General features: G+C 71.1%; 21 protein-coding genes. 11 read left to right on the forward strand and 10 right to left on the reverse strand.

The window, feature by feature from the left end; genetic code table 11:
- Positions 1-4 precede the first annotated feature (4 nt).
- The gene (locus ETD85_RS11080) at positions 5-1,195 is read right to left on the reverse strand and encodes a cytochrome P450 (protein WP_138689560.1); all 1,191 of its coding nucleotides are present in this window, start codon (positions 1,193-1,195) and stop codon (positions 5-7) included.
- Between the two features lie 141 nt (positions 1,196-1,336).
- A complete protein-coding gene (locus tag ETD85_RS11085) occupies positions 1,337-1,543 on the reverse strand; it encodes a cold-shock protein (RefSeq protein ID WP_138689561.1) in 207 nt (68 codons plus the stop codon).
- Positions 1,544-1,839: 296 nt separating this feature from the next.
- Here ETD85_RS11085 and ETD85_RS11090 point away from each other — a divergent pair, with 296 nt between their 5' ends.
- Positions 1,840-3,366: an FAD-dependent monooxygenase gene (locus tag ETD85_RS11090; protein WP_138689562.1), complete on the forward strand. Its 1,527-nt coding sequence runs from the start codon at positions 1,840-1,842 to the stop codon at positions 3,364-3,366.
- Positions 3,367-3,374: 8 nt separating this feature from the next.
- On the opposite strand, the gene ETD85_RS11095 is transcribed toward ETD85_RS11090, so the two are convergent.
- Positions 3,375-4,298, reverse strand: coding sequence for an AEC family transporter (locus ETD85_RS11095; RefSeq protein WP_138689563.1), 924 nt, complete (start codon positions 4,296-4,298; stop codon positions 3,375-3,377).
- Between the two features lie 79 nt (positions 4,299-4,377).
- On the opposite strand from ETD85_RS11095, the gene ETD85_RS11100 reads away from it, so the two are divergent.
- The gene (locus tag ETD85_RS11100; RefSeq protein WP_138689564.1) at positions 4,378-5,331 is read left to right on the forward strand and encodes an NAD-dependent epimerase/dehydratase family protein; all 954 of its coding nucleotides are present in this window, start codon (positions 4,378-4,380) and stop codon (positions 5,329-5,331) included.
- A 27-nt stretch (positions 5,332-5,358) separates the two neighbouring features.
- Here the strand turns inward: ETD85_RS11100 and ETD85_RS11105 are convergent, their stop codons facing one another.
- The 5 genes from ETD85_RS11105 to ETD85_RS11125 are packed head-to-tail and all read right to left on the reverse strand — an operon-like array spanning position 5,359 to position 10,067.
- Positions 5,359-6,627 (reverse strand): ABC transporter substrate-binding protein, encoded by a 1,269-nt coding sequence (locus ETD85_RS11105; protein ID WP_138689565.1) that lies wholly within the window; start codon positions 6,625-6,627, stop codon positions 5,359-5,361.
- Between the two features lie 5 nt (positions 6,628-6,632).
- The gene (locus tag ETD85_RS11110) at positions 6,633-7,646 is read right to left on the reverse strand and encodes a branched-chain amino acid ABC transporter permease (protein ID WP_138689566.1); all 1,014 of its coding nucleotides are present in this window, start codon (positions 7,644-7,646) and stop codon (positions 6,633-6,635) included.
- A complete protein-coding gene (locus ETD85_RS11115; RefSeq protein WP_138689567.1) occupies positions 7,643-8,524 on the reverse strand; it encodes a branched-chain amino acid ABC transporter permease in 882 nt (293 codons plus the stop codon). The genes ETD85_RS11110 and ETD85_RS11115 overlap by 4 nt, the downstream gene beginning before the upstream one ends.
- A 2-nt stretch (positions 8,525-8,526) precedes the next feature.
- Positions 8,527-9,243 (reverse strand): ABC transporter ATP-binding protein, encoded by a 717-nt coding sequence (locus ETD85_RS11120; RefSeq protein ID WP_138689568.1) that lies wholly within the window; start codon positions 9,241-9,243, stop codon positions 8,527-8,529.
- Positions 9,240-10,067, reverse strand: coding sequence for an ABC transporter ATP-binding protein (locus tag ETD85_RS11125; RefSeq protein ID WP_138689569.1), 828 nt, complete (start codon positions 10,065-10,067; stop codon positions 9,240-9,242). Before ETD85_RS11125 ends, ETD85_RS11120 begins: the two co-directional genes overlap by 4 nt.
- A gap of 178 nt (positions 10,068-10,245) precedes the next feature.
- Between ETD85_RS11125 and ETD85_RS11130 the strand changes: the two genes are divergently transcribed.
- Positions 10,246-11,559, forward strand: a complete 1,314-nt coding sequence (locus tag ETD85_RS11130) for a PucR family transcriptional regulator (RefSeq protein ID WP_138689570.1) — start codon at positions 10,246-10,248, stop codon at positions 11,557-11,559.
- 61 nt (positions 11,560-11,620) lie between these two features.
- On the forward strand, positions 11,621-13,117 hold the full coding sequence (locus ETD85_RS11135; RefSeq protein WP_138689571.1) for a long-chain-fatty-acid--CoA ligase: 1,497 nt from the start codon (positions 11,621-11,623) through the stop codon (positions 13,115-13,117).
- On the opposite strand, the gene ETD85_RS11140 is transcribed toward ETD85_RS11135, so the two are convergent.
- On the reverse strand, positions 13,095-15,404 hold the full coding sequence (locus tag ETD85_RS11140) for a M28 family peptidase (protein ID WP_138689572.1): 2,310 nt from the start codon (positions 15,402-15,404) through the stop codon (positions 13,095-13,097). The genes ETD85_RS11135 and ETD85_RS11140 overlap by 23 nt on opposite strands.
- Positions 15,405-15,480: 76 nt before the next feature.
- Entirely contained in the window at positions 15,481-17,853 is a 2,373-nt protein-coding gene (locus tag ETD85_RS11145) for a glycoside hydrolase family 2 protein (RefSeq protein ID WP_206058234.1), read from the reverse strand.
- 288 nt (positions 17,854-18,141) lie between these two features.
- On the opposite strand from ETD85_RS11145, the gene ETD85_RS11150 reads away from it, so the two are divergent.
- From ETD85_RS11150 to ETD85_RS11180, 7 genes are all read left to right on the forward strand, one after another.
- Positions 18,142-19,464, forward strand: a complete 1,323-nt coding sequence (locus ETD85_RS11150) for an ABC transporter substrate-binding protein (protein WP_138689574.1) — start codon at positions 18,142-18,144, stop codon at positions 19,462-19,464.
- Positions 19,465-19,523: 59 nt separating this feature from the next.
- Complete coding sequence (locus tag ETD85_RS11155; RefSeq protein WP_138689575.1) at positions 19,524-20,447, forward strand: carbohydrate ABC transporter permease; 924 nt, start codon at positions 19,524-19,526, stop codon at positions 20,445-20,447.
- The gene (locus tag ETD85_RS11160) at positions 20,444-21,292 is read left to right on the forward strand and encodes a carbohydrate ABC transporter permease (RefSeq protein ID WP_138689576.1); all 849 of its coding nucleotides are present in this window, start codon (positions 20,444-20,446) and stop codon (positions 21,290-21,292) included. Before ETD85_RS11155 ends, ETD85_RS11160 begins: the two co-directional genes overlap by 4 nt.
- A 30-nt stretch (positions 21,293-21,322) precedes the next feature.
- Positions 21,323-22,345 (forward strand): LacI family DNA-binding transcriptional regulator, encoded by a 1,023-nt coding sequence (locus ETD85_RS11165; protein WP_138689577.1) that lies wholly within the window; start codon positions 21,323-21,325, stop codon positions 22,343-22,345.
- 62 nt (positions 22,346-22,407) lie between these two features.
- The gene (locus tag ETD85_RS11170) at positions 22,408-23,157 is read left to right on the forward strand and encodes a sulfite exporter TauE/SafE family protein (RefSeq protein ID WP_138689578.1); all 750 of its coding nucleotides are present in this window, start codon (positions 22,408-22,410) and stop codon (positions 23,155-23,157) included.
- 45 nt (positions 23,158-23,202) lie between these two features.
- Positions 23,203-24,729 carry an ABC transporter substrate-binding protein gene (locus ETD85_RS11175; RefSeq protein WP_138689579.1) on the forward strand — a complete coding sequence of 509 codons (1,527 nt, stop codon included), beginning with the start codon at positions 23,203-23,205 and terminating at the stop codon, positions 24,727-24,729.
- Positions 24,726-25,676, forward strand: coding sequence for an ABC transporter permease (locus ETD85_RS11180; protein ID WP_138689580.1), 951 nt, complete (start codon positions 24,726-24,728; stop codon positions 25,674-25,676). The genes ETD85_RS11175 and ETD85_RS11180 overlap by 4 nt, the downstream gene beginning before the upstream one ends.
- Positions 25,677-25,688: the final 12 nt, after the last annotated feature.

Below are 25,688 nucleotides of genomic sequence, written 5' to 3' on the forward strand. Positions count from 1 at the left end.
GCTGCTACCAGGCGACCTCCAGCGAGCTCAGCCCGTAGATGATGTGGGAGGAGCGGAACTGGGCCGGGTTGTCCGTCAGCCGCAGCCCGGGGAAGCGCTTGAGCAGCTCGGGGAAGGCGATGCGCAGCTCCATGCGCGCCAGCGGCGCCCCCAGGCAGTGGTGCACCCCGTGGCCGAAGGCGACGTGACCGGGCGTGCCCCGGTGGAGGTCGAAGGTGTCGGCGTCGGCCACGAGCTCCGGGTCGCGGTTCGCGGTCGGCAGTGCGCAGACCACCAGCTCGCCGGCCTCGATGACCTGGCCGCCGAGCTCGACCCGGGTCGTCGCGGCCTTGGTGGTGCCGGAGTTCACGACGCTGAGGTAGCGCAGCAGCTCCTCCACCGTGGCGTCGATCCGCTCGGGCTCCTTCTTGAGCGCTTCGAGCTGCTCGGGGTGGCGCAGCAGGGCGAGCGTGCCCAGGGAGAGCATGTTGGAGGTGGTCTCGTGCCCGGCGAACAGCAGCAGGCCGCCGATCCCCACGAGCTCGTCGGTGGACAGGTCGTCGCCGTGCTCGCGCACCAGCATGCCGAGCAGGTCCTCACCGGGGTCGGCCTGGATGCGGGTGACCAGGTTCTCCATGTAGGCGCGCGCCTCGAACTGCAGCATCAGCCGCTCGTCGCCCGGCACCGCCATGTCCAGCATCCTGCTCGTACGGTGCTGGAACCCCTCGCGATCCTCGTACGGCACGCCGAGCAGCTCGCAGATGACCAGCGACGGGATCGGCAACGCGAACGACGACACCAGGTCGGCGGGCGAGCCGGCGGCCTCCATGGCGTCCAGGTGGTCCTCGACGATGCCCTTGATCCGCGGCTCCAGCCGGCGCATGCGGCGGATGGTGAACTCGGGGGTCAGCATCCTGCGCAGCCGCGTGTGCTCGGGGGGATCGACGCCGAGCAGGTTGCCCGCCATCACCTTGGCGAGCTGCTCGGGGGTCATCTCCGGCGCTCCGGGCAGCCGGGCGAGACCCTGCGGGGCGATCTTGAAGCGTTCGGCGTCGCCCAGCACCTCGCGCACGTGCGCGTAGCGGGTCACCAGCCAGGCCGGATCGCCGAACGCGTTGACGATGCGCTTGATCCCCTCTTCCCGCGCGGCCGCCAGCTCCGGCGCCGGATCGAACTCCACCCGCCGCATTTGCAGCGGCATCGAGGACTCGCTCATGCAATCTCCTGGATCTTCCTGGATAGTGCGTAGAACGGTAACAATCCCCCCGGGACGTCCTCTAGAGCGATCTCCGTGCTGAAACCCAAGCGACATGCAAAAGCCGGGACCATTCGGGCCCCGGCTTTGCCTCGCGTCGCGTCAGGGGATGGGAACGATGTTTTCCGCCTGAGGTCCCTTTTGCCCTTGAGTGATGTCGAAGCTCACCTTCTGACCTTCCCGCAGCTCGCGGTAGCCCTGGGCGGCGATGTTGGAGAAGTGGGCGAAGACGTCGGCGCCGCCGTCGTCCTGGGCGATGAAGCCGAAGCCCTTTTCACTGTTGAACCACTTCACGGTTCCGGTCGCCATGCCGATCTCCTTTGATTGGCGCGCTGCATGGATTCCATGTCGCCGCAATGACCCGTCCGGAAATGACCGGCGAAAACAAAAATGCGCCCGCCGGGCGCACACGAAGTCGTGGGTACCAGAACTGCAACGCCACCAAGCTAGCACGCACCACCCCGGAAAAAGCCGCTGCCTGATCGTCGTGTCGGCGCGTCCCAGCCATGAGGTCACGCCCTTCTGGTACGGCCCACCCCGCCTTGACGCGGTCCGTCCCCCGCGAGCACCATGCCCCTGATCATCACTATGAAGAGGATGTGCCCATGGATGCGCGAGTCCCCGAGTCGGCGCCCGTTCCCGAGTCGGTCCCCGTACTGATCGCCGGAGGCGGGCCCGTCGGGCTGGCGACAGCCGTCGAGCTGGCGCATCACGGCGTGCGCAGCCTGGTGGTCGAGCCGCGTGAGACGGTGTCGTGGCTGCGGCCCAGGGCCAAGACGACTTCCGCCCGCTCCATGGAGTTGCTGCGCAGGTGGGGGCTGGCGGAGACGGTACGCGCCCGCGCGCCGCTGGCGGTGTCCTGGTCGGACCAGGCGGTGTTCGTCAACAGCCTGCTCGGGCGGGAGATCACCAGGATCGGCGGCTGCTTCGGGCTCGACCTGACCGGCTCGGACCTGGCCGCCGAGCCGGGCCAGCAGGCGCCCCAGCCGCTGGTGGAAGAGGTGCTGCGGGAGGCCGCGGGCGACGCGCTGCTGACCGGGTGGCAGGTGACCGGGCTGCGCGAGGACGCCGACGGCGTGACGGTCGGCATCGTCTCGGCGGACGGGGAGGAGCGCGAGGTACGCGCCCAGTACGTCGTCGGCTGCGACGGCCCGCGCAGCGTGACCAGGGCGGCCATCGGCGCCCGCTACGAGGGCCGCCAGGACGCCAGGCCCAACTTCAACATCGTCTTCCGTGCTCCTGGGCTGGCCGAGCGCATGCCGCACGGCCCGGCCGTGCACTACTGGGTGCTGAACCCGGCCCAGCCCGGCATCGTCGGCCGCCTCGACCTCAAGGAGACCTGGTGGTGCATCGCCATGGGCGTGCGCGCCGACGACGCCGACCCGGTGGGCCTGATCCACAACCTGGTGGGCGCCGGCGTCGAGGTGGAGATCCTGGCCACCGACCCGTGGAGCGCGCGGATGCTGCTGGCCGACCGGTACGCGAGCGAGCGCGTGTTCCTGGCCGGTGACGCGGCCCACCAGAACCCGCCCTTCGGCGGCCACGGCTTCAACACCGGGGTCGGCGACGCCGTCAACATCGGCTGGAAGCTGGCCGCCGTGCTGCACGGGTGGGCTCCGGCCGGCCTCCTGGCCAGCTACGAGGCCGAGCGCCGCCCGATCGCCGCCGACACCATCGAGGCCGCCGCGGCGAACATGGCCACCCTCGCCCCCGAGCTGGCGGACCCGGCGCTCATGGGGGACGAGGCCGAGTTCGAGCGCGTGCGGCCGGCGGTGGCGGAGGCCGTGCTCAGGACCAAGGACAGCGAGTTCCACAGCCTCGACCTGGTGCTCGGCTACACCTACGAGGGCTCGCCGATCGTCTCCACCGGCGCGGGCGAGCGGCTGCCGCACCGGTGGCTCGGACCGGGCGAATCCCTCTATGACCGGCTCGGTCCGGGTTTCAGCCTGGTCGGGGACCAGCGCTCGCCCGGGGCAGCCGCGCTGGTGGCGCAGGCGCGCGAGCTGGGGGTGCCGTTCCAGGTCGTCGACCTGCCCGGCGAGCCGCTGGCGCTGGTCCGCCCCGACCAGCACGTGGCCTGGCGCGGCGAGGACCCGGGCGACGCGCTACGCGTGGCCGTGGGCGCCGCCTGAAGCCGGGCTCAGCCGAGCACGGCGCCGATCCCGGTCATGATCGGGATGGACAGTACGGTGGTCAGCAGCACCGCCCGGCGGGCCAGCCGCCGGCCGGTGTCGTAGTTCACCGCGTACACGTAGATGTTCTGCGCCGTGGGCAGCGCCGCGAACAAGGTGGCGGCCAGCAGCGCGCTGCCGTCGAGCCCGAGGCCGAAGCGGGCCATCAGGTACGCGAGCGCCGGCTGGACGACGGCCTTGAGCACGACGACGAGGTAGACGTCCCCGCCGAGCCCGTTCTCCTCGGAGGGCGTGGCCGTGCGCTGGGAGCCGTACAGGCTGAGGCCGTAGGCGAGCAGCGCGACGGGGACGGCCGCGCCGCCGAGCAGCTCGATCGGGCGCATGACGATGACCGGCAGGGAGACCCCGCTCAGCGCGAAGGCGAGCCCGAGCAGCGAGGCGACCGTGAGCGGGTTGCGCACCGGCAGCAGCAGCGCGGCCCGCACCGACCTGCCTCCCTTGTCGAGGATCAGGAACGAGATCGGGGTGATCACGATGAGCTGGAAGAGCAGGATGGGCGCGACCAGGGCGCCGTCGCCGAGCACGTAGATCGAGATGGGCACGCCGAGGTTGCCCGCGTTGACGTACGACGCGGCCAGCGCGCCGATCGTGGCCTCGCGCCGGTCCCGCCGCCAGACCAGCCTCGCCACGAAGACGTACACGAGCTGGACCACGGCCACGGCGACGACCTCGGTCAGCAGCACCGGCGAGAAGATCGAGTCCAGGTCCGCCTTGGACACGGTGGTGAACATCAGCGCGGGAGTCGCGACGAAGAACGCCAGCCGCGACAGCACCAGCTCGTCGCTGGCCCGCAGCAGCCCGCCCACGCCGACGAGGTATCCGAGCACGGCCACGGACACCAGCGCGACGAACGCCGCAACAACCCCGGACAAGCTCCTGACCTCCAAAATCGGACGTTTAGGAGCGTATCGGGTCCCTCTGGATGCCAGCGGCCGGGCTTACGCTGGGCCCATGCGAGTAGTGGTGATTGGCGCCAGCGGTCATATCGGCACCTACCTGGTTCCCCGGCTCGTGGACGCGGGCCACGACGTGGTCGCCGTGAGCAGGGGCAAGCGCGACCCCTACAGCCCTCACGGCGCCTGGCAGCGCGTCACCGGAGTCAGCGCGGACCGGGAGGCGGAGGAGGCCGACGGCACGTTCGGGCGGCGCATCGCGGACCTGGAGGCCGACGTCGTCATCGACCTGATCTGCTTCAAGGAGTCCAGCGCCCGCGACCTGGCCGCCGCGCTGGCCGGGCGGGTCAGGCAGCTCCTGCACTGCGGCACGATCTGGGTGCACGGGCCGAGCGCCCGCGTGCCGACGACCGAGGATCGCCCGCGCAGGCCCATCGGCGAGTACGGACGCCAGAAGGCGGCCATCGAGACCTTCCTGCTCGACCGGGCGCACCGCGACGGGCTCCCCGCCACGATCATCCACCCTGGGCACATCACCGGGCCAGGCTGGGTGCCGGTCAACCCGGCGGGCAACATCAACCCCGCCGTCTACCAGGCCCTGGCGGAGGGCACCGAGGTGGCGCTGCCGAACCTGGGCATGGAGACCGTCCAGCACGTGCACGCCGACGACGTGGCCAGGCTGTTCATGGACGCCGTGAACAACCCGTCCGCCGCCGTCGGCGAGAGCTTCCACTCCGTCGCCACCACCGCCCTCACGCTGCGCGGTTACGCCGAGGCGGTGGCGGGCTGGTTCGGGCGGGAGGCGCGGCTGACCTACCTGCCGTGGGAGCAGTGGCGGGACACGGTGTCCGAGGAGGACGCCCGGGTCACCTACGACCACATCGCGCACAGCCCGCACTGCAGCATGGAGAAGGCTGAGCGGCTGCTCGGCCACCGCCCCCGCTACACCTCGCTGGAGGCCATATCGGAGGCGGTGGACTGGCTGGTCAGAGCCGGGACGGTCAACCCCTGAACCGAGCTCCCTGACCCGGACGGGGGCTCAGCCCGTCAGCGGGCCGAACTCCTTGCGGGTGTCGATCACCGAGCCGAACAGCTCCCATCGCTCGCCCTTGAACTTCATGAGCTGCATCGACTCGATCGGGAACCCGTCTCCCTGCGCGGTGTTCAGCGTCACGCCGGGCAGCAGCATGTCCACCTGGACGCCCTTGAGATCGCGTACGGAGTCACGCAGCCCCTCCCTGGTCGGGCACTTGGCCGCCTCCATGGCCTTGTGGAAGCTGCTCGCGACCGCCCAGCCGAAGGTGTGGTACGGGATGTTCGGGTCGGCGCCGGGCGCGTACTGCTGCATCTTCTGCCGGTACAACGTCATCTCGGGATCGCTCTGCCACGTCGGGTCGTTCGGGTCCTTGTAGTACGAGCTGGACACGATGCCCTGGACGTTCTCGAAGCCCACGGGCTTGAGCACGGTGATCGAGGCGGCGACGTTGTTGATGATGTGCACCGGGTTCCAGCCGGTGTTCTTGGCGTCGGCGGCCAGCGCCTGCGAGCCGAACTTGGGCGTGGTGATGTTCAGGAACACATCCGCCTTCGACTCCGCGAGGTTGCGCATCTGGGGATCGATGCTGGGGTCGGAGACCTCGTAGCTCTGCTCGGCGACGATCTTGATGTTGGTGCCCTCGGCGGCCCGCTTGAACCCGCCGAGCAGGTCCTTGCCGAAGTCGTCGTTCTGGTAGAGGACGGCGACCTTGGCGTCGGGCTTCTCCGTCTTGAGGTACTGGGCGTAGACGCGGGCCTCGGAGATGTAGTTGGGCTGCCAGCCGATCGTCCACGGGTGCGCGGTGTCGGTGCCCCACTTGGAGGCGCCCGTGGCGACGAAGATCTGCGGCACCTTGCGCTGGTTCGCGTAGTCCCAGGTGGCGCTGGTCGAGGGCGTGCCGAGCGTCTGGAACAGCGCGAACACCTGCTCCTGCTCGACCAGCCGGCGCGCCTCCTCCACGGCCTTCGGCGGCTGGTAGCCGTCGTCGCGCACGACGAACTCGACCTTGCGCCCGCCGATGCCGCCCTTCTCGGCGTTGACGTAGTCGAAGTACGCCTTGATGCCCTTGGGGATGTCACCGTAGGCGGAGGCGGGGCCGGACAGCGGGTAGATGCCGCCCAGCTTGATGGTCTTGTCGGTGATGCCGGTGGTCTGCTGTCCCTGGCACTGGCCCGACGCGGCCGTGCCGGTGCCGCCACCGGCGTCCCGACCACCGCAGGCGGCGACGCCGGCCAAGAGCAGCGCCGCAGCGCCGATCGCGGATAAACGCATCCCTCTTACTCCTTCCGGGGAATCTTCCTGATCAAGCGCCCGGCCAGCCCCGCCAGTCCCGTCGGGGCCACGTACATCACCGCGATGATCAGCAGGCCGAAGATGACGCCGGGCGCGGCGTCGTTGATGTCCTGCGAGATGCTGGGCACGAACATCACGAACAGCCCCCCGAGCAGGGGCCCGAACAGCGAGCCGAGCCCGCCGACGACGATGCCGGCCAGCAGGGTGATCGACAGGTTGACGGTGAACGAGTCAGGCGAGACGAACCCGATCACCCACGTGTAGAGGCAGCCCGCCGCGCCGGCGAACATCGCGCTCCAGGCGAACGCCAGCGTCTTGTACGACGACAGCCGCACGCCCATGACCTCCGCCGCGGCCTCGTTGTCCCGCAGGGCGTGCAGCGCGCGGCCCACGCGCGAGCGCAGCAGGCTCGCGGCCACCGCGAACGCGGCCACGGCGACGGCCAGGGTGAGGAAGTACAGCCACTGGTCCTCGGCCAGGCCGCTCCACGCGGGCGGCGCCGGCTTGGCCAGCGTCAGCCCCATCGAGCCGCCGGTCACCCCCTCGAACCGCTTGAGCAGCGGCACCAGGAAGATCGCGATGGCCAGCGTGACGAGTGCCAGGTAGAGGCCGCGCAGCCGCATGGCGGGCACCCCGAGCGCCAGCCCGATGACGAACGCCACCCCGGCCGCGATGGGCAGCGTCAGCAGGTGCGGCACGTCCCAGCGGTCGAGCAGGATGGCGGCCCCGTACGCGCCGATGGCGAAGAACGCGCCGTGGCCGAGCGAGATCTGACCGGCGTGCCCGACGAGGACGTTGAGCCCGAGCAGCGCGACCGCGTAGATCAGCACCATCGTGAGCTGGAAGACGTGGAAGGGCACGAGCTGGAACGGCGCGTAGCAGGCGGCGGCGAGCGCCAGGGCCGCCACGCCCCACCGCCAGCGGCCGGGCAGCGCCCGGGACCGCGCGGGCGGGGCGTCCACCTCGGCGGGGCTGGTCACCCGCGTGGAGCCGCTCATGCCCGCTCCACCACCGCTCGCCCGAACAGCCCCTGAGGCCGCAGCAACAGCACGCCGAGGATGATCACCAGCGGCACTCCCACCTTGAGATCGGAGCCGATGAAGCCGACGTAGGCCCCGGCGAGCGTCTCGGCGACGCCCACGATCAGGCCGCCCAGGACCGCGCCCACCGGGCTGTCGAAGCCGCCGAGCGTGGCCGCCGCGAAGGCGTAGATGAGGACGCCGCCCATCATGTTGGGCTCCAGGAACAGCAGCGGGGCCACCAGCACCCCCGACACCGCGCCGACCGTGGCGGCCAGGCCCCAGCCGAGCGCGAGCGTCCAGCCGACCCGGATGCCGACCAGCCGGGCGGACTCGGGGTTGGTGGCCACCGCGCGCATCCCCAGCCCGATCTTCGTGTGCTGGAAGAGCACGTACAGCAGGCCCATGACCAGTGCCACCACGCCCATCACGCCGATCGTGGAGAAGCCCGCGCTGATCCCGCCCACCTCCAGCGCGCCGCTGGGGAACGGGTTCGGGAAGTCCTTGATGAGGAAGGTCCAGATCCACCCGGCGGCGGCGTTGACGAAGATGAACAGCCCCACGGTGACGATCACCAGCGTCAGCTCGGGCGCGCCCTCGACCGGCCGGATGATCACCCGTTCGATGAGCATGCCGCCCGCGAACGACACCACCAGCGTGAGCGCCAGCGCCAGCCAGAACGGCAGCCCGGCGGCCACGCACTGCCAGGCGACGTAGGTGGAGAACATGGCCAGCTCGCCCTGGGCGAAGTTGACGATCCCGGTGAACTGGTAGATGAGCACCAGGGCCAGCGCCAGGCTGGCGTAGATGGCGCCCGCGCCGAGCCCTTCGATGATCTGCTGCAGGAAGCCGGCCATGTCTACACCCGGTATCCGAGGTAGGACTGCGCGACCTGCTCGTCGGCCCTGATCTCCTCGGCGGTGCCCGACAGGACGATCCGCCCGGTCTCCAGGACGTGCGCCTGCTGGGCGATGCCGAGGGCGAGATGGGCGTTCTGCTCGACGACGACCACGGTGGTCCGCTCCTCTGCGTTGATGGCCTGGACGATGCGGAAGAGCTCCCGGGTGACCAGCGGCGCCAGGCCCAATGAGGGCTCGTCGAGCAGGAGCAGCCGGGGGCGCAGCATGAGGGCCCGGCCGATGGCCAGCATCTGCTGCTCGCCGCCACTGAGACTGCCCGCGGTCTGCTTGAGCCGGGTCTTCAGCGCCGGGAAGTACGCGTGGATCCGCTCCAGGTCGGCCTCCACCTCCGCCTTGCCGCGCCGGACGAACGCGCCGAGCCGCAGGTTCTCCTCGACGGTGAGCGGCATGAACGTGCCGCGCCCCTCGGGCACGTGCGCGACGCCCTGCCTGGCGAGCGCGTCGGGCGGGCGGCCGATCAGGTCGGCGCCGCCCAGCCGGACCGTGCCACGCGCCTTGACCATGCCGGACAGGGCCCGCAGCAGCGTCGTCTTGCCCGCGCCGTTGGGCCCGAGGATGGCGCAGATCTCTCCCTCGCGGACGGTCAGGCGGACGCCGTGCAGCACGCGGGCGTCGCCGTACCCGGCCACCAGGTCCTCGACCACAAGCTCGCTCATACGCCCTCCTCCGTCGGGCGTATGAGTGAAACGCTGCTGTGTCCAATTGTTCGCTCGCTGCGCTCGTTCACGGCGGTCCCCAGGTAGGCCTCGATGACGCCGGGGTCTCTCTGCACCTCGGCCGGCGAGCCTTCGGCGATCTTGCGGCCGAAGTCCAGGCACACGATCCGCTCGCAGATCCCCATGACGAACCCCATGTGGTGCTCGACCACGATCACGGTCAGGTCGTACTCGGTGCGGATCGCGCCCAGCGTGCCCGCGAACTCCTCGACCTCGGCCGCGTTCAGCCCGTTCACGGGCTCGTCGAGCAGCAGCAGCCGGGGCTTGCCGACGAGCGCGCGGGCCAGCTCGACCCGTTTGAGCGTGCCGAACGGCAGCCCGGTTGCGGGATGGTCGGCGACCCCGGTCAGGCCCAGCCGCTCCAGGACCCCGTCGGCGTCGGCGCGCAACGCGCGCTCCTCGCGGCGGACGCCCGGCAGGCGCAGCCCGGCGGACAGGAAGCCGGCGCGGCCCCGGTGGTGCGCGCCGACGAGCACGTTGTCGCGCACGGACAGGCGCGGGAACAGGCCCAGGTTCTGGAAGGTCCGCGCGATGCCGAGCTGCGCGATGGCGTGCGGCGCGACGGCGGTCAGGTCCCGGCCCTCGTACGCGATGGTCCCGGAGCCGGCGTCGTAGCGCCGGGTCATGCAGTTGAACAGGGTGGTCTTGCCGGCGCCGTTCGGCCCGATGAGCCCCACCATCTCGCCGCGCGCCACCTCGAAGCCCACGCCGTCCAGCGCCGTGATGCCGCCGAATTGGACGGTGAGATCGTGCACCTCCAGCATCCGGCCTCCTGGAGAATAATGTTCTATCGTTGGGCTCAGCGTAGGAGCCGCCGCTGAAGGGCCGCATTGGGCACGGTGACCCAAGATGTTTCCGGCAAGTTGTCCTCTGAGCACAGCGAGGGTCTCGGACCGGTTACGACCCGTTGACCGCCCGGCACAAGCCATGGATCATCCCGGCATGTCCACTGGTTCGAGCACCGTGGAAGCCGTCCGCGCGCAACGCACCCGCATCCTGTCCGAGTTGCTCGGCGATCTGCAGGGGCTGGCCGACGCCGCGGTGGCGACGATGCGCGAGGAGATCCCCGCCTACGCGGCCAGAGGGCCTGACTTCCAGGCCGACGTACGGGACCAGGTGATCAAGCACTACCGCGCCAAGCTGGCCGTGCTGCTGGAGGAGCGCACGGTGACCTTCGAGGACATCTCCTTCACCCGGCGGGCGGCCATGCGCCGGGCCAGGGCCGGGGTCGCGCTGGCCGACTACATCAACGCGTTCAGGGTCGGGCAGCAGGTGTTCTGGGAGTCGGTGGTCGAGCGGGCCGGACCCGCCTTCGCCGGGCGCGAGGCCGCTCTCACGCTCGCGGCCCCGCTGATGCGTTACTGCGACTTCGCCAGCACGCACGCGGCGAACGCGTACATGGAGTTCCAGCAGTACGCCGCCGCCGAGGCGGTGCGCGAGAGCCGCGACCTGCTGGAAACCCTGCTCGCGGGGGTCATGCCGACGCGCGGCAGGGAGCTGGCCGCGGCGCAGTCGCACGGCCTCGGGCCCGACGCCCGCACCCCGCTGCTCGTGGTGATCGCCATGCTCATCGGCTCGCCCGCCGCCGTGACCACCGGCCCCGACCAGGGCGCCGACGCCCGCCACGCGGCCTGCGCGGCGATCGCCAGGACCGGCGGCAACGGCACGCGTACGCTGTCGGTCGTCCGCCAGTCGGAGATCGTGGCCATCCCCGTGCTGAGACCCGGCTCCGAGCTCGGCACCGGGCCCGGCGAGCTGTGCGACCGGCTGCAGGCGGTGCTGGAGAGCCTGGCGGGCGAGGGGATCAGGCTGGCCATGGGCGTCAGCACCGTGGCCGCGGGCGCCGCGCAGATCCCGCAGGCCTACCAGGAGGCCAGGGCCGTGCTGGACTTCGTGCCGGAGGAGGGCGGGCTGGCCGCGCTGCCGCGGATCACGCCGTTCCAGTATCTGGCGCTGAAGGCCGACGACACCGCCAGGAATCTCGTGGACCCGCGCATCACCTCGCTGCTCGCGGAGGACCGGGCGCGGGGCGGCGTGCTGACCGCCACGATCAGGGCGTTCGCCGCCGCCGACCTCAACCTGCGGGCCGCGGCCGAGCAGCTGCAGATCCATCCCAACACCGCCCAATACCGGATGCGCCGGATCCAGGAGCGCACCGGGCGCAGCCTGCGCTCGATCAACGACCTCGTCGAGCTGCTCGTCGCGATCGCGCTGCAGGACTCCCAGCCCGTTCTCGGCGGGCCGACCAACGGCTGACCGGAAAGACTGGCCACCGCGACCAATGAGGGCCGTGGGAAAGCGGGCGTACGGTCTTTCCATGAACCTCGCTGACCGGCTCCACACCGCCGCCCGGCGGCTCGGTGGCAGAGCGGTTCTCACACTGGACGGGGCGGAGCTCACCTACGGCGCGCTGGAGGAGCTGAGCGCCCGGCTGGCCAGGCTCCTGCTGGCCCGGGGGGTCGGCGCGGGCGACCGGGTCGCAATGATGCTGCCGAACGTGCCCGAGTTCGGCGTCGTCTACTACGGGGTGCTGCGGATCGGCGCGGTGGTGGTGCCGCTCGACCCGCTGCTGAAGCGGCGGGAGATCGCCGCCTACCTGGGCGACTGCGGGGCCCGGCTGCTGATCGCCTGGCACGCGTTCGCCGAGACCGCGGAGGCCGGCGCGGCGGGCACGGGGGCGGACGTCTTCTTCGTGGTGCCGGAGGAGTTCCGGCGGCTGCTGCGCGGCGTCGGGGCCGAGCCCGAGATCGCCTCCATGGCCGACGGCGACACGGCCGTCATCCACTACACCTCGGGGACGACGGGCCGCCCGAAGGGCATCGAGCTGACCCACGCGAACCTGGGCGGCAACGCCGCCGCCGTGGCCCGCATGCACGCGCTCGGCGTGGACGACGTGGTGCTCGCCGCGCTGCCGCTCTACCACACGTTCGGCCAGACGTGCTCGCTCAACGCGACCGTGCACGCGGGCGCGCGGCTGACGCTGCTGCGGCGGTTCGAGGCGGGCCGGGCGCTGGAGGTGATCAGGCGCGACGGGGTGACCGTCTTCCAGGGCGTGCCGACCATGTTCATCGCGCTGCTGGATCATCCCGGCGCCTCCGACATGTCGATGCTGCGGGTCTGCGTCTCCGGCGGGGCCGCGTTGCCGCTGGACGTGCTGCGGGCGTACGAGACCCGGCTCGGCGTCGAGATCACCGAGGGGTACGGGCTCAGCGAGACCTCCCCCGTCGCCGCGGCCAACCGGGGCGGGCACCACCGGCGGGCGGGCTCGATCGGCTGGCCGATCAGGGGCGTCGAGATGCGGGTCGTCAGCGAGGACGGCCGCGACGTGCCGTGCGGCACGATCGGCGAGATCGTCGTACGCGGCCCCAACGTGATGAAGGGCTACTGGAACGACCCGGCGGGCACGGCCGAGGCCATCCGCAACGGCTGGTTCCACACCGGCGACCTCGGCAGGACCGACGAGGACGGCTTCTTCTACCTGGTGGGCCGCCGCCGCGACGTGATCATCCGGGGCGGCTACACGGTCTACCCGCGCGAGGTGGAGGAGGTCCTGTACGAGCACCCGGCCGTGCGGCAGGCCGCGGTGCTCGGCGTGCCGCACCCGGAGCTCGGCGAGGAGATCGAGGCCGTGGTGGCCCTGCGCGCGCCGGTGACCTGCGAGGATCTGCGTGACTTCGTGAAGGAGCGGGTGGCCGCCTACAAGTACCCCAGGCACATCACGTTCCTGGACGAGCTGCCGATGAGCCCCACCGGCAAGATCCTCAAACGCGCGCTCGCCCGCCCGTCCGCGGTCAGAGCCGGTAGGTCCGCGTGATCGCGACGAGGTCGCCGTCCTCCCGCGTGGCCGCCACCACGCCCGGCGGCCGCTCCACGTAACCGGGCACCGCGGACAGGCCGTCGGTCTCGGAGATCGCAGTCAGCCTGAAGCGGCCCGCGCCCGGCACCCGCAGGGTGATCTCCGCGCCGCCGCTGGGCAGGCCGCGGAAGCGGACCTCGCCAGGCCAGGTGCCGAGCCGCGTGCCGGTGACGGGGACGGTCACGGGGGTCATCCCCTTGACCGCCGCCGTCGCCTCGGTGATCGGGCGCTCGGTGCGCAGGGTGACGGAACGGGCGCCCCGGCCGGCGCTGACGCGCAGCCTGATCGTGCCGCCGGCCCGCGAGAGCACGGTGACCTGGGGCCCGGCGGCCTCGATCGCGGGCGCGCGGCCGGTCCACAGGGTGCCTCTGGCGTAGCCGGGCGGCAGCGCGCCGGTGTCGCGACCGGAGACGTACCGGCGGGTCCAGGCCGGTGGCTCCGGGTCGGCGCTGACCCAGGCGGCGCTCTTCGTGCCGGCGTCCATCACGTACGCCAGGTGGGTGCGCTGCGGGTCCCGCGCGTCGAAGGCGTTCCCGGCCAGGCCGCCCGCGATCAGCGCCGCCGTGAGCACCGTCGCCACCAGCGGCACGCCGACCACGACGGGACGGCCCTGCTCGCGGGCCGGATCGGGCAGGATCAGCTCCAGGATCGGCGGCACGGTCAGCCCGAAGAGCGCCAGCACCAGCGCGCTCACCCCGCCGAGCGCCAGGCCCATGCCGTCGAAGGTGTTCCCGGCCAGGGCGGGCAGCAGCGCCGCCGCCGGCACCGCGCCGAGCGTCAGCGCGGCCACGCGCCATCGGGCGTCGCGCAGCGGGAGCGCGGCCAGCGCGCCGACGGCGCACAGCAGCACGGGCAGGGTCAGCACGAACGAGGCCCCCGGCGCGGCCTGCGCGCTCAGCGCGCCGAGCAGCGCGGGCCAGGTCAGCGCGCCGATGCCGAGCGCGGCGGGCCCGAGCCGGCGCCGCAGCGGCAGGTACCAGCCGAGCAGCACCAGCGCCGTCACGACCGCGACGGCCGCGCGGAAGGCGAGGGGGTGGTGCAGCAGGCCGCCCATCCCGTCGTACGCGGGCCGCCAGCTCACCAGCAGCTCCCACAGCCCCTGCGCCAGGACCGCCGGGAGCACGAGAGGCACGACGGCCGACACCGCGGCCACCGCGATCCGCGGCAGGCTCGCCACCCGCCTGCGGCGGGCCAGCAGCGCCAGCCCCGCGACCGCCGCCAGGGCGAGCCCGGCCAGCGGCCAGGCGAGCCCGGCCGGGTACGTGACCATGACCCCGAACAGCCGGAAGTACGTGGCGTCGTGATCGGACTCCAGCGTCCGCAGGTCGGTCGCCCCGAGCGCGCGGGCCAGCGCCAGCATGTTGGTCCCGTGGTGTTGCAGGCTCCCCCGGTCGAGGTGGTCGAGGGAGTCGTCGGCGGTGTGGTAGCGCGAGGAGTCCTGGATGTAGGCGAAGTTCATGCCGGCGAACCCCGCCTTGCTCAGCGGGGTGAAGTCGGTGTTGTTCGGCAGCAGCCGGTACAGCTCCACCATCATCGAGTCGCCACGCGGGTGCGGCACGGCGTCGGCGAACAACCCGACCAGGGCGGCGTTGTCCTTCGACGTCTCGAACATCAGGGACGGCCCGCTGACGCCACGCGCCTCCCAGTTCAGCAGCACGCCGCCGGCCCGGCCCAAGGGGTGCTCCCTGACGAACGCCTGGGCGCCGAGGACGCCGTCCTCCTCGCCGTCGGTCATCAGGAACACCAGGTCGTTGCGGAGCGCGGTGCCGCCGAGCGCCCGTACCGTCTCCAGCATGGACGCCACCGCCGCGGCGTCGTCGGAGACCCCCGGGCCCATCGCCGCGGAGTCGTAGTGGGCGGCGACCAGCACCGTTCCCGTGGAGTCCGTCCCCCTGCGGGTGGCCACCACGTTGTCCACCTGGCCGAACGACGCCAGGCCCGTCGAGGCGTTCGAGCCCACCGCGCGCTGGACCTCCACCTCCAGCCCGGCCGCGCGCAACTGCGCCACCAGGTACCGCACGGCGCTGTCACCGGCCGCGCTGCCGATCGGGCGCGGCTCGGTCGCGAACTTCTCCAGGTGCCGCAGCGCCCGCCCGGCGCTGAACTCCCCGTCCGGCGCCGAGGCGGGCAGCGGCTGCATCGTGCTGTCCGCCATGGCCGTCAACATGATCACTCCGGCCAGCGTCAGCATGGCCGCCAGACCCGCCAGGACGCGGCGGGGCACATCGAACAATTTCCCGGTCATGACCAGGAACGTTAGGTTTTCGGCCTTCGTTGATGAATGAGGTCCGTGCCCGAATCCTCCTGCGGTTTTCCTCAGGTCAGGAAGCGACGGCGCAGGTCGGGGCGGAGCCGGGCGGCCGGGGGCGCTCGTTGACGCAGCGCAGCACCGGATGGGCGGTGAGCGCGGCGGGGTCCAGCTCCTGCCCGGTGGTGACGTGGAAGGTCACGCTCTCGCCGGGCAGGAGGGTGACGAGCTGGTCGTCCACGGTGGCCGCCGGGTCGAGCCGGTCGGGGAAGAGCGCCAGCTCGCGCAGGATGGTGGTGGCGGTGACGGTGACCGCGTAGCCGCCCTCCTCCTCGGCGACGGTGGCGGCGAACTCGGCCGGCGGGTAGCCCATGACCGGGTCCTCGGCGAGCGCGAACAGGGCCCGCTCGACGCCCAGCTCGGCGGTGAGCACCCGGGCCTCGCCGTCCTCCGGCGGGGTGAGGCGCAACGTGGCGCGGGCGGGCACCGCGACCGGCTCGGCCCGCGCGGCCAGCACCCGGCCCGACAGGTCGCGCGCCGCCAGCCCGAGCGTGCCGGCCCACTCCTCGTCGGTGTCGTTGACCAGGACGACCTCCGTGCCCTGGCGGGTGATGAGCCGGTCGGCGAAGGAGCGGCGCAGGGCGTACCAGAGGGGCTTCCTGCGGCCCGCGCCGTCGACGGCGGCCCACGAGGTCACCGGCCAGCAGTCGTTGAGCTGCCACACCACGGTCCCCATGCAGTACGGCATCAGCGAGCGGAACCGCTGCACCCCGAACGCCATCGCGCGGGCCTGGTTGAGCTGCGTGAAGTAGTGCCAGTCGTCGAACGTGTCCGGCGCCGGCAGGTGCTCGCCCAGGCCGCGCAGCAGCTTGGCCTGCCCGTCGTCGGCCTTCTGGTGCGAGGAGTCCGGCGTCAGCGGCTCGTCGGAGGAGGCCGCGCGCAGGGTCGCGTAGGCGGGCGGCCCCTGGAAGCCGAACTCGGCCACGAAGCGCGGCGTGTAGTCGGCGTAGTGGGTGTAGTCGCGCGACCCCCACACGGTCCAGATGTGGATGGTGCCGGTCGAGGGGTCGTGCACGTCGCGGTCGGGCGCGCCGGAGTAGGGGCTGCCCGGCCAGTACGGGCGGCTCGGGTCGAGCTCGGCCACGATGCCCGGCAGCAGGTCGTAGTAGAACCCGGCGCCCCAGCTCTTGCCCTCCAGCGGTGCGAGCCAGTCCCAGTGCTGGTGGCCCTCGATGTTCTCGTTGTTGCCGCACCACAGCACCAGGCTGGGATGCGCGGACAGCCGCGCCACGTTGTCGCGGGCCTCGGCCTCGACCTCGCTCCTGAACGGCTCCTCCTCGGGGTAGGCCGAGCAGGCGAACGGGAAGTCCTGCCAGATGAGCAGGCCCATGCGGTCGGCCAGGGAGTAGAAGTCCTCCGACTCGTAGACGCCGCCGCCCCACACCCGCAGCGCGTTGGCGCCCGAGCCGACGGCCTGGCCGAAGCGCTCCGCCAGCCGCTCGGGGGTGACCCTGGCGGGGAAGCAGTCGTCCGGGATCCAGTTGTAGCCGCGGACGAACACGGGCCGGCCGTTGACGATCAGCTTGAACGCGTCCCGGTCCAGCTCCACCGTGCGGAAGCCGATCTCCCGCCGCCACTGGTCGGCGCCCGCGCGGACGGTGAGCTCGTAGAGGGGCTGCGCGCCGTATCCGCGCGGCCACCACCGCTCGGCGTCCGGCACGGACAGGCGCAGCACGGCCTCGCTCTCGCCCTGCTCCAGCTTGGTCTCGACGCTCACGCCCGCCACGTCGGCGGTGACCGTCACGGGCGCGTCGCCGGTCCGCTCGACGCGCACGTGCACGTCGACGCCGTCGCTGCGGACCATCGGGCGCACCTCGGCCAGGCGCGCCCCCGACCACGAGTGCAGGCCGAGCGGCCGCCAGATGCCGCTGGTGACCAGCGTCGGCCCCCAGTCCCAGCCGAAGTTGCAGGCCATCTTCCTGATGAACGGGTACGGCTCGTCGTAGGGGCCGGGGCGGTCACCGTGCCGGGCCCGCTGCTCCTCGGCGTAGGCGTAGGGGGCGCGGAAGCGCACCTGGAGCGTGTTGTCCCCCTCGCGCAGCAGGTCGCGCACCGCGAAGCGGTAGGTGCGGTGCATGTTGGCGGTCGTGCCGGCCTCCTGCCCGTTCACCCACACGGATGCGATCGTGTCGAGCCCCTCGCACACCAGGTCGGCCCGCTCGTGGCCGTCGTCGTGCCAGTCGAACACGCTCTCGTAGACCCAGTCGGCACGCCCGATCCAGCCCAGCCTGGCCTCGTTGTCGTCCTGGTAGGGGTCCTCGATCAAACCGGCGGCGAGCAGGTCGAGGTGCACGCTGCCCGGCACGCTCGCCGGTATGCCGGCGAGCCCCGGGGGGTCGTCGCCGCCTGCGCGGAGGGTCCAGCCGTCGTGCAGCGGACGGTACACGTGGTCTCCCGATGTCGAAGGGGTCACGGAGGGAAGCTTTCACTAAACCGTTTAAGCGAACCCGACTTTACGACCGCCCGACATCATCGTCAACGGTCAGTCGGCCTGCCCTCCCATCAGGGAGATCGGCCGTTCCAGCCAGGTTGACGAAACCTAAGTGTAACGGTTAAGCAACGAGCGCGCCACACGGCTTTACAGCCCCCACGTCGGAGGCGCACGATCTCGACCACTCGAACTGAAGCGCTTTAGTTCCTCTCTCCCCCCACCTTGTCCCTGAGGACGGAGACAATGGATAAGCAACGCAAAGCACTGACCGGCGTCGCACTGGTCACGGTGTTCCTGATCACGGCCTGCGGCGGCGGGACGAGCCAGAGCGAGACCTCCCCCAGCGCCTCAGCCCCCGCGGACCCGGGCAAGGTGACCGGCGAGATCACCGTCCTGACCAACCGGACCGACATGGTCACCGACGGCACGCTGGAGAAGTACGCAGCCGAGTTCAACAAGGTCTATCCGCAGGTCAAGGTCAAGTTTGACGGCATCACGGACTACGAGGGCGAAGTCAAGATCCGGATGAACACCGAGAACTACGGTGACGTCCTGCTGATCCCGAGCACCATCAGCCGCGACGACTATCCCAAGTTCTTCTCCTCGCTCGGACCGGCCGCCGAGCTGAGCAAGAAGTACCAGTTCACCGAGAAGGGCACCGTCCAGGGCACCGTGTACGGGCTGACCTCGTTCGCGGTGGTCAACGGCTTCGTCTACAACAAGGACGTCTGGACGAAGGCCGGAGTCACGGAGTGGCCCAAGACGCCCGACGAGTTCCTCACCGCGCTCCAGGCGGTCAAGGACAAGACCGGCGTGATCCCGTACTACACGAACTACAAGGACGGCTGGCCGCTGAGCGGCTGGCAGGGCGCGGTCGGTTCGATCAGCTGCGACCCCAAGGCCAACGACAAGCTGGCCACCTCCGACAACCCGTGGGCAGCCGGCAGCGACCTCAACGTCTCCGACACGCTGCTGTTCAACATCGTCAGCAGGAAGCTCTCCGAGCCGGACCCGACGACCACGAACTGGGAGGACTCCAAGGGCATGCTGGCCAACGGCAAGATCTCCAGCATGTTCCTCGGCTCGTGGTCGATCGCGCAGATGCAGGACGCCGCGAAGAAGGCCGGCAAGAGCGCCGACACCATCGGCTACATGCCCTTCCCCACGCAGGTGAACGGCAAGTTCTGCGCCCCCACCACCCCTGACTACGTCTACGCCGTGAACAAGCACTCCAAGCAGCAGCAGGCGGCCCGCGCCTGGATCGACTGGCTGCTCGACAAGTCCACGTTCACCGGCGACATCCAGGGCATCTCCAGCGTCCGGGGCGCGGCGCTGCCGTCGGCGCTCAAGCCGTTCGAGGAGGCCGGGGTGCAGGTCTTCGAGCTCTCGCAGGCGGAAGCCGGCAAGGTCACCACGATCGACAACGCCGCCGAGGTCGGGCTGACCAAGCCCGAATACCGCCAGCACCTCGTGGACATCGCCCGCGGGGCCGCCAAGGGCGACCTCAACGGGGACTTCGGCACGCTGGCCAAGAAGTGGGCCGAGGCCGTAGCGCTCGGCGGATAGCCGCTCAGGCGCCCGGGGCGGTGCCGGCCCCGGGCGCGTCGCCCGTCGAAGGAAAGCCGATGACCAGCACTTCCGTCCGCACGTCCAGCGCCGCGCCCCCGCGGCACGCCGCCGCGCCGCCCTCGCGGTGGCGGCGGCTGACCCCCTGGCTCTACCTGGCCGTCCCGCTGATCATGCTGGTGACGTTCACGTACGTCCCAGTCGCCAGCATGATCTCCTACAGCTTCACCGACTGGGACGGCGTCAGCCCCGACCGCGCGTTCGTCGGCGTGGACAACTACCTGCGGCTCTTCACCCGTCCCGAGCTCTTCTCCGTCTTCTACGTCAGCCTGTTCTACCTGGTCGCGTCGTTCGTCCAGATCGTGCTGGCGCTCTACTTCGCCGCCGTGCTCAGCTTCGACGTGCGCTTCCGCAGCTTCTTCAAGGGCGTCATCTTCTTCCCCTACCTGCTGAACGGGGTCGCGGTCGCGTTCGTCTTCCTCTACATGTTCCAGCCGGGCGGCACGCTCGACCAGCTGCTCAGGCTGGTGGGCGTGGACGCGGAGATCCTCTGGCTGGGCAACCCCGACCTGGCCAACGTCTCCCTCTCGGGGGTGTCGGTCTGGCGCTTCCTGGGGCTGAACTTCGTGCTCTTCCTCGGCGCCATCCAGTCGGTGCCGTCGGAGCTGCACGAGGCCGCCATGCTCGACGGGGCCAACCGGCCGCAGATCCTCTGGCACATCATCATCCCGAGCATCCGGCCGATCATCAGCCTGAGCGCCATCCTGGGCGTCGCGGGCTCGCTGTCGGTCTTCGAGATCCCGTACATCATGACCGGCGGCTCGGGCGAGACCAAGACGTTCGTGATCCAGACGGTGAAGCTGGCCTTCCAGTTCAACAAGACCGGGCTGGCCTCGGCCGCGGCCGTCGTGCTGCTGGTCGCCATCCTGCTGATCACCTGGGTCCAGCGGCGGCTCGTACCCGAGGAGAGGACCCCCGCATGACCGTCCAGACGCGTCCCGGAGCGGTGCGGCCGGCCGTGACGGCGCTGAAGTATCTGTCGCTGGTGATCGCGACCGGGGTCGTGGTGGTGCCGCTGCTGACCATGTTCGGCACCTCGTTCAAGACGCCGGAGGAGATGGCCGCGGGCGACATCCTGGCGCTGCCCGCCAGCTTCTTCAACTTCGAGAACTACCGGATCGCCTTCGAGAACGGCAACATGCTGGTGGCGTTCGGCAACACGGCGTTCATCCTGCTGTTCTCCATTGCCGGGACGATTGCCATCGGCTCGATGGCGGCGTACGCGATCGACCGTTTCACGTTCCGGTTGAAGAAAGTCGTGGTCGCGTTGTTCCTGATCGCCACGCTGGTGCCCGGCGTGACGACTCAGGTGGCCACGTTCGAGGTGATAGACGCGTTCGGGCTCTTCGACACCAGATGGGGGCCGATCCTGCTCTTCATGGGCACCGACATCGTTTCCATCTACATATTCCTGCAGTTCATCAGGAACATCCCCGTGTCGCTGGACGAGGCCGCCAGGCTCGACGGCGCGACCTCGTTCGGTATTTACCGCAAGGTGATCCTGCCGCTGCTCAAGCCCGCCATCGCGACGGTCGTCATCATCAAGGGGATCACCGTCTACAACGAGTTCTACATTCCTTTCCTGTATATGCCGTCGGAGGAGCTGGGCGTCATCTCCACCTCGCTCTTCCGGTTCAAAGGACCTTTCGGCGCGCATTGGGAGGTCATCTCCGCCGGCGCGGTCCTGGTGATCCTGCCGACCCTCGCCATATTCCTGGCGTTGCAGCGGTTCGTCTACAACGGGTTCACCGCGGGAGCGACGAAGTGACGCCGGCCGATGTCCACCTACGATAGGCGCGTGAAGCGACTGACGATCAGCGATATCGCCGAGCGTGCGGGGGTGTCGATCGGTGCGGTCTCCTTCGCGCTGAACGGCCGGCCCGGGGTGTCCGAAGCGACCCGGAGCCGCATTCTGTCGATCGCCGCCGAAATGGGCTGGCGGCCCAATGCCGCCGCCCGCGGGCTGTCGGAGTCGCGCGCCCACACGGTGGGCCTGGTCATCGCGCGCAGCGCGGACACGCTCGGGGTCGAGCCGTTCTTCATGAAGTTCATCGCCGGGCTGGAGAGCGAGCTCGCGCTGTCGCGCACCGCCCTGCTGCTCCAGGTCGTGCCCGACCATCCCCGCTCGATCGAGGCGATCTGCGACTGGTGGGCCGAGCGGCGGGTGGACGGGCTGATCGTCATGGACCTGTGGACCGACGACTCGCGGCTGCCGCTGCTGGAGTCGATGGGGATCCCCGCGGTGCTGGTAGGGCGGCCGCGGCCGGGCGGCATGCCCGCGGTCTGGAGCGACGACGCGGTGGCGGTGACCGAGGCCGTCGACTTCCTGGTGGGGCTGGGGCACCGGCGCATCGCCAGGGTGGCGGGGCTGCCCGCGCTCGAGCACACCCAGGTCCGCACGGCCGCCTTCCACGCGGCGATGGCCAGGCACGGGCTCTCGCCGGTCGCCGTCGTCGACACCGACTACACGTGGGCGGCGGGCGCGGAGGCGACCAGGGCGCTGCTGTCCGCCGCCGAGCGGCCGACCGCGATCACCTTCGACAACGACGTCATGGCCACGGCCGGGATGAGCGTCGCCCGCCAGCTCGGCGTCGGGGTGCCGAACGAGCTGTCGATCATCGCGGGCGACGACTCGCAGCTCTGCGAGATGGTCTTCCCCGCGTTGACGGCGCTGTCCAGGGATGTGCAGGCGTACGGGGCGCACACGGCCCGCACGCTGCTGCGGCTGCTGGACGGGGGCGCGCCCCAGTCGTACGAGGACGCCGCGGCGCGGCTGCTGCCCAGGGAGAGCACCGCGAGGGCGCCCGGCCCCGCGCATTGAGATAAGTCTCACTTATTGACACAAGTCGTCTTAAATCCTAAGACTTGCTCTAGTCTCGCGCCATGACACCTTGGGAGATGGTCGCGGTGCTCGCGGCCGGCATCGCGGGCGGCGCCATCAACACCGTGGTCGGCTCAGGATCGCTGATCACCTTTCCCACGCTGCTGGCCGTCGGCCTGCCCCCGATCACCGCCAACGTCTCCAACAACATCGGCCTGGTGCCCGGCGGGCTGACCGGCGTCATGGGCTACCGGGCGGAGCTGAAGGGCCAGCGGGGACGCCTGCTCCGGCTGGCCCCCGCCTCCGTCGCGGGCTCGCTCATCGGCGGCCTGCTGCTGCTCAACCTGCCCGAGCAGACGTTCACCGCGGTCGTCACCGTGCTGATCGCGATCTCCTGCGCGCTCGTCGTGATCCAGCCCAGGCTCAACCGGCTGCTGGCCGACCGCCCCCGGCGGGCGCACGGCGGGCCCTGGCTGCTGCTCGGCGCGCTCGCGGCCGGCGCCTACGGCGGCTACTTCGGCGCCGGCCAGGGCATCCTGCTCATCGGCCTGATGGGCATCCTCCTCGACGAGGAGCTGCAACGGATCAACGCCGCCAAGAACGTCCTCGCCCTGCTGGTCAACTTCACCGCCGCCATCCTGTACATCCTGGTCGCCGACGTCGACTGGACGGCCGTGCTGCTGGTGGCGCTCGGCTCCATGGTGGGCGGGTTCCTCGGCGCCAAGGTCGGCCGCCGGCTCCCGCCCGCGGTCCTGCGCGGCGTGATCGTGTGCATCGGAGTCGTGGCGATCGTCAAGCTGCTGGCCGGGTAGCCGGGCGATTTGCGCCACAAATGAAAATCGTTACCATTGTCGGTCATGCGCCTTGATCGTCGTACCTTCCTGTCCGCGGCCGCCGTCGCCCTGGCCGGTTGCGCGGCCCAGCCCGCCCCGGGCACCACCACGTCGTCGCAGCCCAGGCGGGGTGGCAGGCTGCGGGTGGCGTTCGCGGGCGGCGGTGCCCAGGAGAGCCTGGACCCGCATCTGGCCAACCTGTTCCTGGAGGCGTCGCGGTCCAAGGCGATGTTCGACAAGCTCGCCGACTACGGGACCGACGTGTCGATCGTGCCGCGCCTGGCCTCCGGGTGGGAGGCCGGCAAGGAGCTGACCACGTGGCGGGTCACGCTGCGCGAGGCCGCCTTCCACGACGGCCGGCCGGTACGCGCCGCGGACGTGCTCCACAGCTACGCCCGCATCGCCGACGAGAAGCGCACCTTCCGCGCCAAGGCGAACCTCGCCCTGATCGACCTCCCCAACAGCCGCGCGGCCGGCGAGCGCACGGTGGAGTTCGCGCTGAAGCGGCCCTACGCCGAGTTCCCCAACGTGCTGGCCGCCTTCGGGGCCTACATCGTGCCGGAGGGAGCCGACGAGTTCAGCCGGCCGGTCGGGTCGGGGCCGTTCGCGTTCGGGTCCTTCCAGCCGGGCCGGTCGCTGCTGCTCAAGCGCTTCGCCGGTCACTGGGACGGCGCGCCGTACGTGGACGAGCTCGAATACCTCGTCGCCAACGAGGAGTCCGCCCGGGTGAACGCCGTGCTCGGCGGCCAGGCCGACTACGCGCACGACCTGACCCCCGCCACGGCCCGCACCCACGAGGGCGGCGGCCGGATGGCCGTGGTCCGCCTGAGCAACAGCGGCATGCAGGCGTTCGCGATGAAGGTGGACCGGCCGCCCTTCGACGACCTGCGGCTGCGCCAGGCCATGTTCCTGCTGGCCGACCGCTCGCAGATGGTGGACAGCGTGCTGGCGGGCGCCGGGCAGGCCGGCAACGACCTGTTCGGCAAGGACTACCTGTACTACGCGGCCGACCTTCCCCAGCGCACCCCCGACCTTGAGCAGGCCAGGTGGCTGATCGAGCGGGCCGGGGCGAAGGGGCTGCGGATCCAGCTCGACACCTCGGCCGCCGCCAGCGGCTTCATCGAGGCCGCCAGCGTCTTCGCCGACCAGGCCAGGCAGGCCGGTCTGGAGATCACCGCGAAGACCGGCAACAAGGACACCTACTGGGCGGACGTGCTGAACAAGGGCACGATCTGCTGCTACCGCTCCGGCGCCATGCCGATCGAGACGCACATCTCGCAGCGGCTGCTCTCCCACTCCACCACGAACGCCACCAAATGGGCTCGCCCCGAGTTCGACGCCCTCTACGACCAGGCGGTCGGAACCGCCGACGAGACCCGGCGCCGGGCGCTCTACCTGGACATGCAGCGCACGCTGCACGCCGAGGGCGGCTTCCTGGTCTGGGGCTTCGCCGACTGGCTGCTCGGCACCTCGCCCAGGCTGCGCGGCGTCGTCAACGCCCCCGCGAACACGCTCGACTGGGCCCGCTTCGACAAGGTGTGGCTGGCTTGAGCCTGACCCGGTACGCGCTGCGGCGGCTGCTGCTCGGCGTCGCGCAGGTCGTGGCCGTGGCCACGCTGGTGTTCGCGCTGACGGAGGCGCTGCCCGGCGACGCCGCCGTGGTGCTGGCCGGCGACATCCCGGACGAGGAGCGCATCGCCCGGCTCCGCGAGTCCCTGGAGCTGGATCGGCCCGCCGTCGAGCGGTGGGCGGACTGGCTGGCCGGGCTCGCGGGCGGCGACCTCGGCGGCTCGCTGGTCTCCGGCCGCCCGGTGGCCGGGGTGCTGGCCGACGCCCTGCCGCCGACACTGGTCCTCGCCGGGATCACCCTGCTCCTGCTCGTGCCCGTCTCGGTGGGAGCCGGGGTGGCCGCGGCGGTGTGGCAGGGCGGGCTGCTCGACCGGGTGCTGACCACCGTGACCGTGGGCCTGTACGCCATCCCCGAGTTCGCGCTCGGGGTGGTGCTGGTCGCGCTGTTCGCGGTGCGGCTCGGCTGGTTCCCGCCCACGGCGGTGGGCGCGCCGGCGAACCTGCTCGAACAGCCCGCGCTGCTGGTGCTCCCGCTCGTGGTGCTGCTGGCCCGGCCGGTCTGCTCGATCAGCCGCCTGGTCCGCGCGGGCCTGATCGACGCGCTCGGCTCCGGTTACGCGGCGCACGCCCGGCGGCTGGGGCTGTCCCCTTGGCGGGTACGCCTCGCGCACGCGCTGCCGAACGCGCTCGCGCCCGCCGCGCAGCAGCTGGCCAGGACGACGGACTGGCTGCTCGGCGGGGTGATCGTGGTCGAGTCGGTGTTCGTGATCCCCGGGCTCGGGACGCTGCTGAACGACTCGGTGGCGGCCAGGGACATCCCGGTGATCCAGGCGTTGTGCGTGCTGTTCGCCGCGACCACGGTGGCCGTGAACCTGGCCGCCGACCTGGCGGCGTACCGGCTGGCCCCGGCGACGGCGGGCGCGCGATGACGGGCCCGGGGA

Origin of the sequence: Nonomuraea zeae (assembly GCF_005889725.1) — a bacterium.
GTDB lineage: Bacteria > Actinomycetota > Actinomycetes > Streptosporangiales > Streptosporangiaceae > Nonomuraea > Nonomuraea zeae.

Excerpts from the sequence above, each read along its gene's own strand:
- ETD85_RS11080 (WP_138689560.1), bottom strand. The coding sequence starts at position 1,195 with ATGAGCGAGTCCTCGATGCCGCTGCAAATGCGGCGGGTGGAGTTCGAT.
- ETD85_RS11085 (WP_138689561.1), bottom strand. The coding sequence starts at position 1,543 with ATGGCGACCGGAACCGTGAAGTGGTTCAACAGTGAAAAGGGCTTCGGC.
- ETD85_RS11090 (WP_138689562.1), top strand. The coding sequence starts at position 1,840 with ATGGATGCGCGAGTCCCCGAGTCGGCGCCCGTTCCCGAGTCGGTCCCC.
- ETD85_RS11100 (WP_138689564.1), top strand. The coding sequence starts at position 4,378 with ATGCGAGTAGTGGTGATTGGCGCCAGCGGTCATATCGGCACCTACCTG.
- ETD85_RS11105 (WP_138689565.1), bottom strand. The coding sequence starts at position 6,627 with ATGCGTTTATCCGCGATCGGCGCTGCGGCGCTGCTCTTGGCCGGCGTC.
- ETD85_RS11110 (WP_138689566.1), bottom strand. The coding sequence starts at position 7,646 with ATGAGCGGCTCCACGCGGGTGACCAGCCCCGCCGAGGTGGACGCCCCG.
- ETD85_RS11115 (WP_138689567.1), bottom strand. The coding sequence starts at position 8,524 with ATGGCCGGCTTCCTGCAGCAGATCATCGAAGGGCTCGGCGCGGGCGCC.
- ETD85_RS11120 (WP_138689568.1), bottom strand. The coding sequence starts at position 9,243 with ATGAGCGAGCTTGTGGTCGAGGACCTGGTGGCCGGGTACGGCGACGCC.
- ETD85_RS11125 (WP_138689569.1), bottom strand. The coding sequence starts at position 10,067 with ATGCTGGAGGTGCACGATCTCACCGTCCAATTCGGCGGCATCACGGCG.
- ETD85_RS11130 (WP_138689570.1), top strand. The coding sequence starts at position 10,246 with ATGTCCACTGGTTCGAGCACCGTGGAAGCCGTCCGCGCGCAACGCACC.
- ETD85_RS11135 (WP_138689571.1), top strand. The coding sequence starts at position 11,621 with ATGAACCTCGCTGACCGGCTCCACACCGCCGCCCGGCGGCTCGGTGGC.
- ETD85_RS11140 (WP_138689572.1), bottom strand. The coding sequence starts at position 15,404 with ATGACCGGGAAATTGTTCGATGTGCCCCGCCGCGTCCTGGCGGGTCTG.
- ETD85_RS11150 (WP_138689574.1), top strand. The coding sequence starts at position 18,142 with ATGGATAAGCAACGCAAAGCACTGACCGGCGTCGCACTGGTCACGGTG.
- ETD85_RS11155 (WP_138689575.1), top strand. The coding sequence starts at position 19,524 with ATGACCAGCACTTCCGTCCGCACGTCCAGCGCCGCGCCCCCGCGGCAC.
- ETD85_RS11160 (WP_138689576.1), top strand. The coding sequence starts at position 20,444 with ATGACCGTCCAGACGCGTCCCGGAGCGGTGCGGCCGGCCGTGACGGCG.
- ETD85_RS11170 (WP_138689578.1), top strand. The coding sequence starts at position 22,408 with ATGACACCTTGGGAGATGGTCGCGGTGCTCGCGGCCGGCATCGCGGGC.
- ETD85_RS11175 (WP_138689579.1), top strand. The coding sequence starts at position 23,203 with ATGCGCCTTGATCGTCGTACCTTCCTGTCCGCGGCCGCCGTCGCCCTG.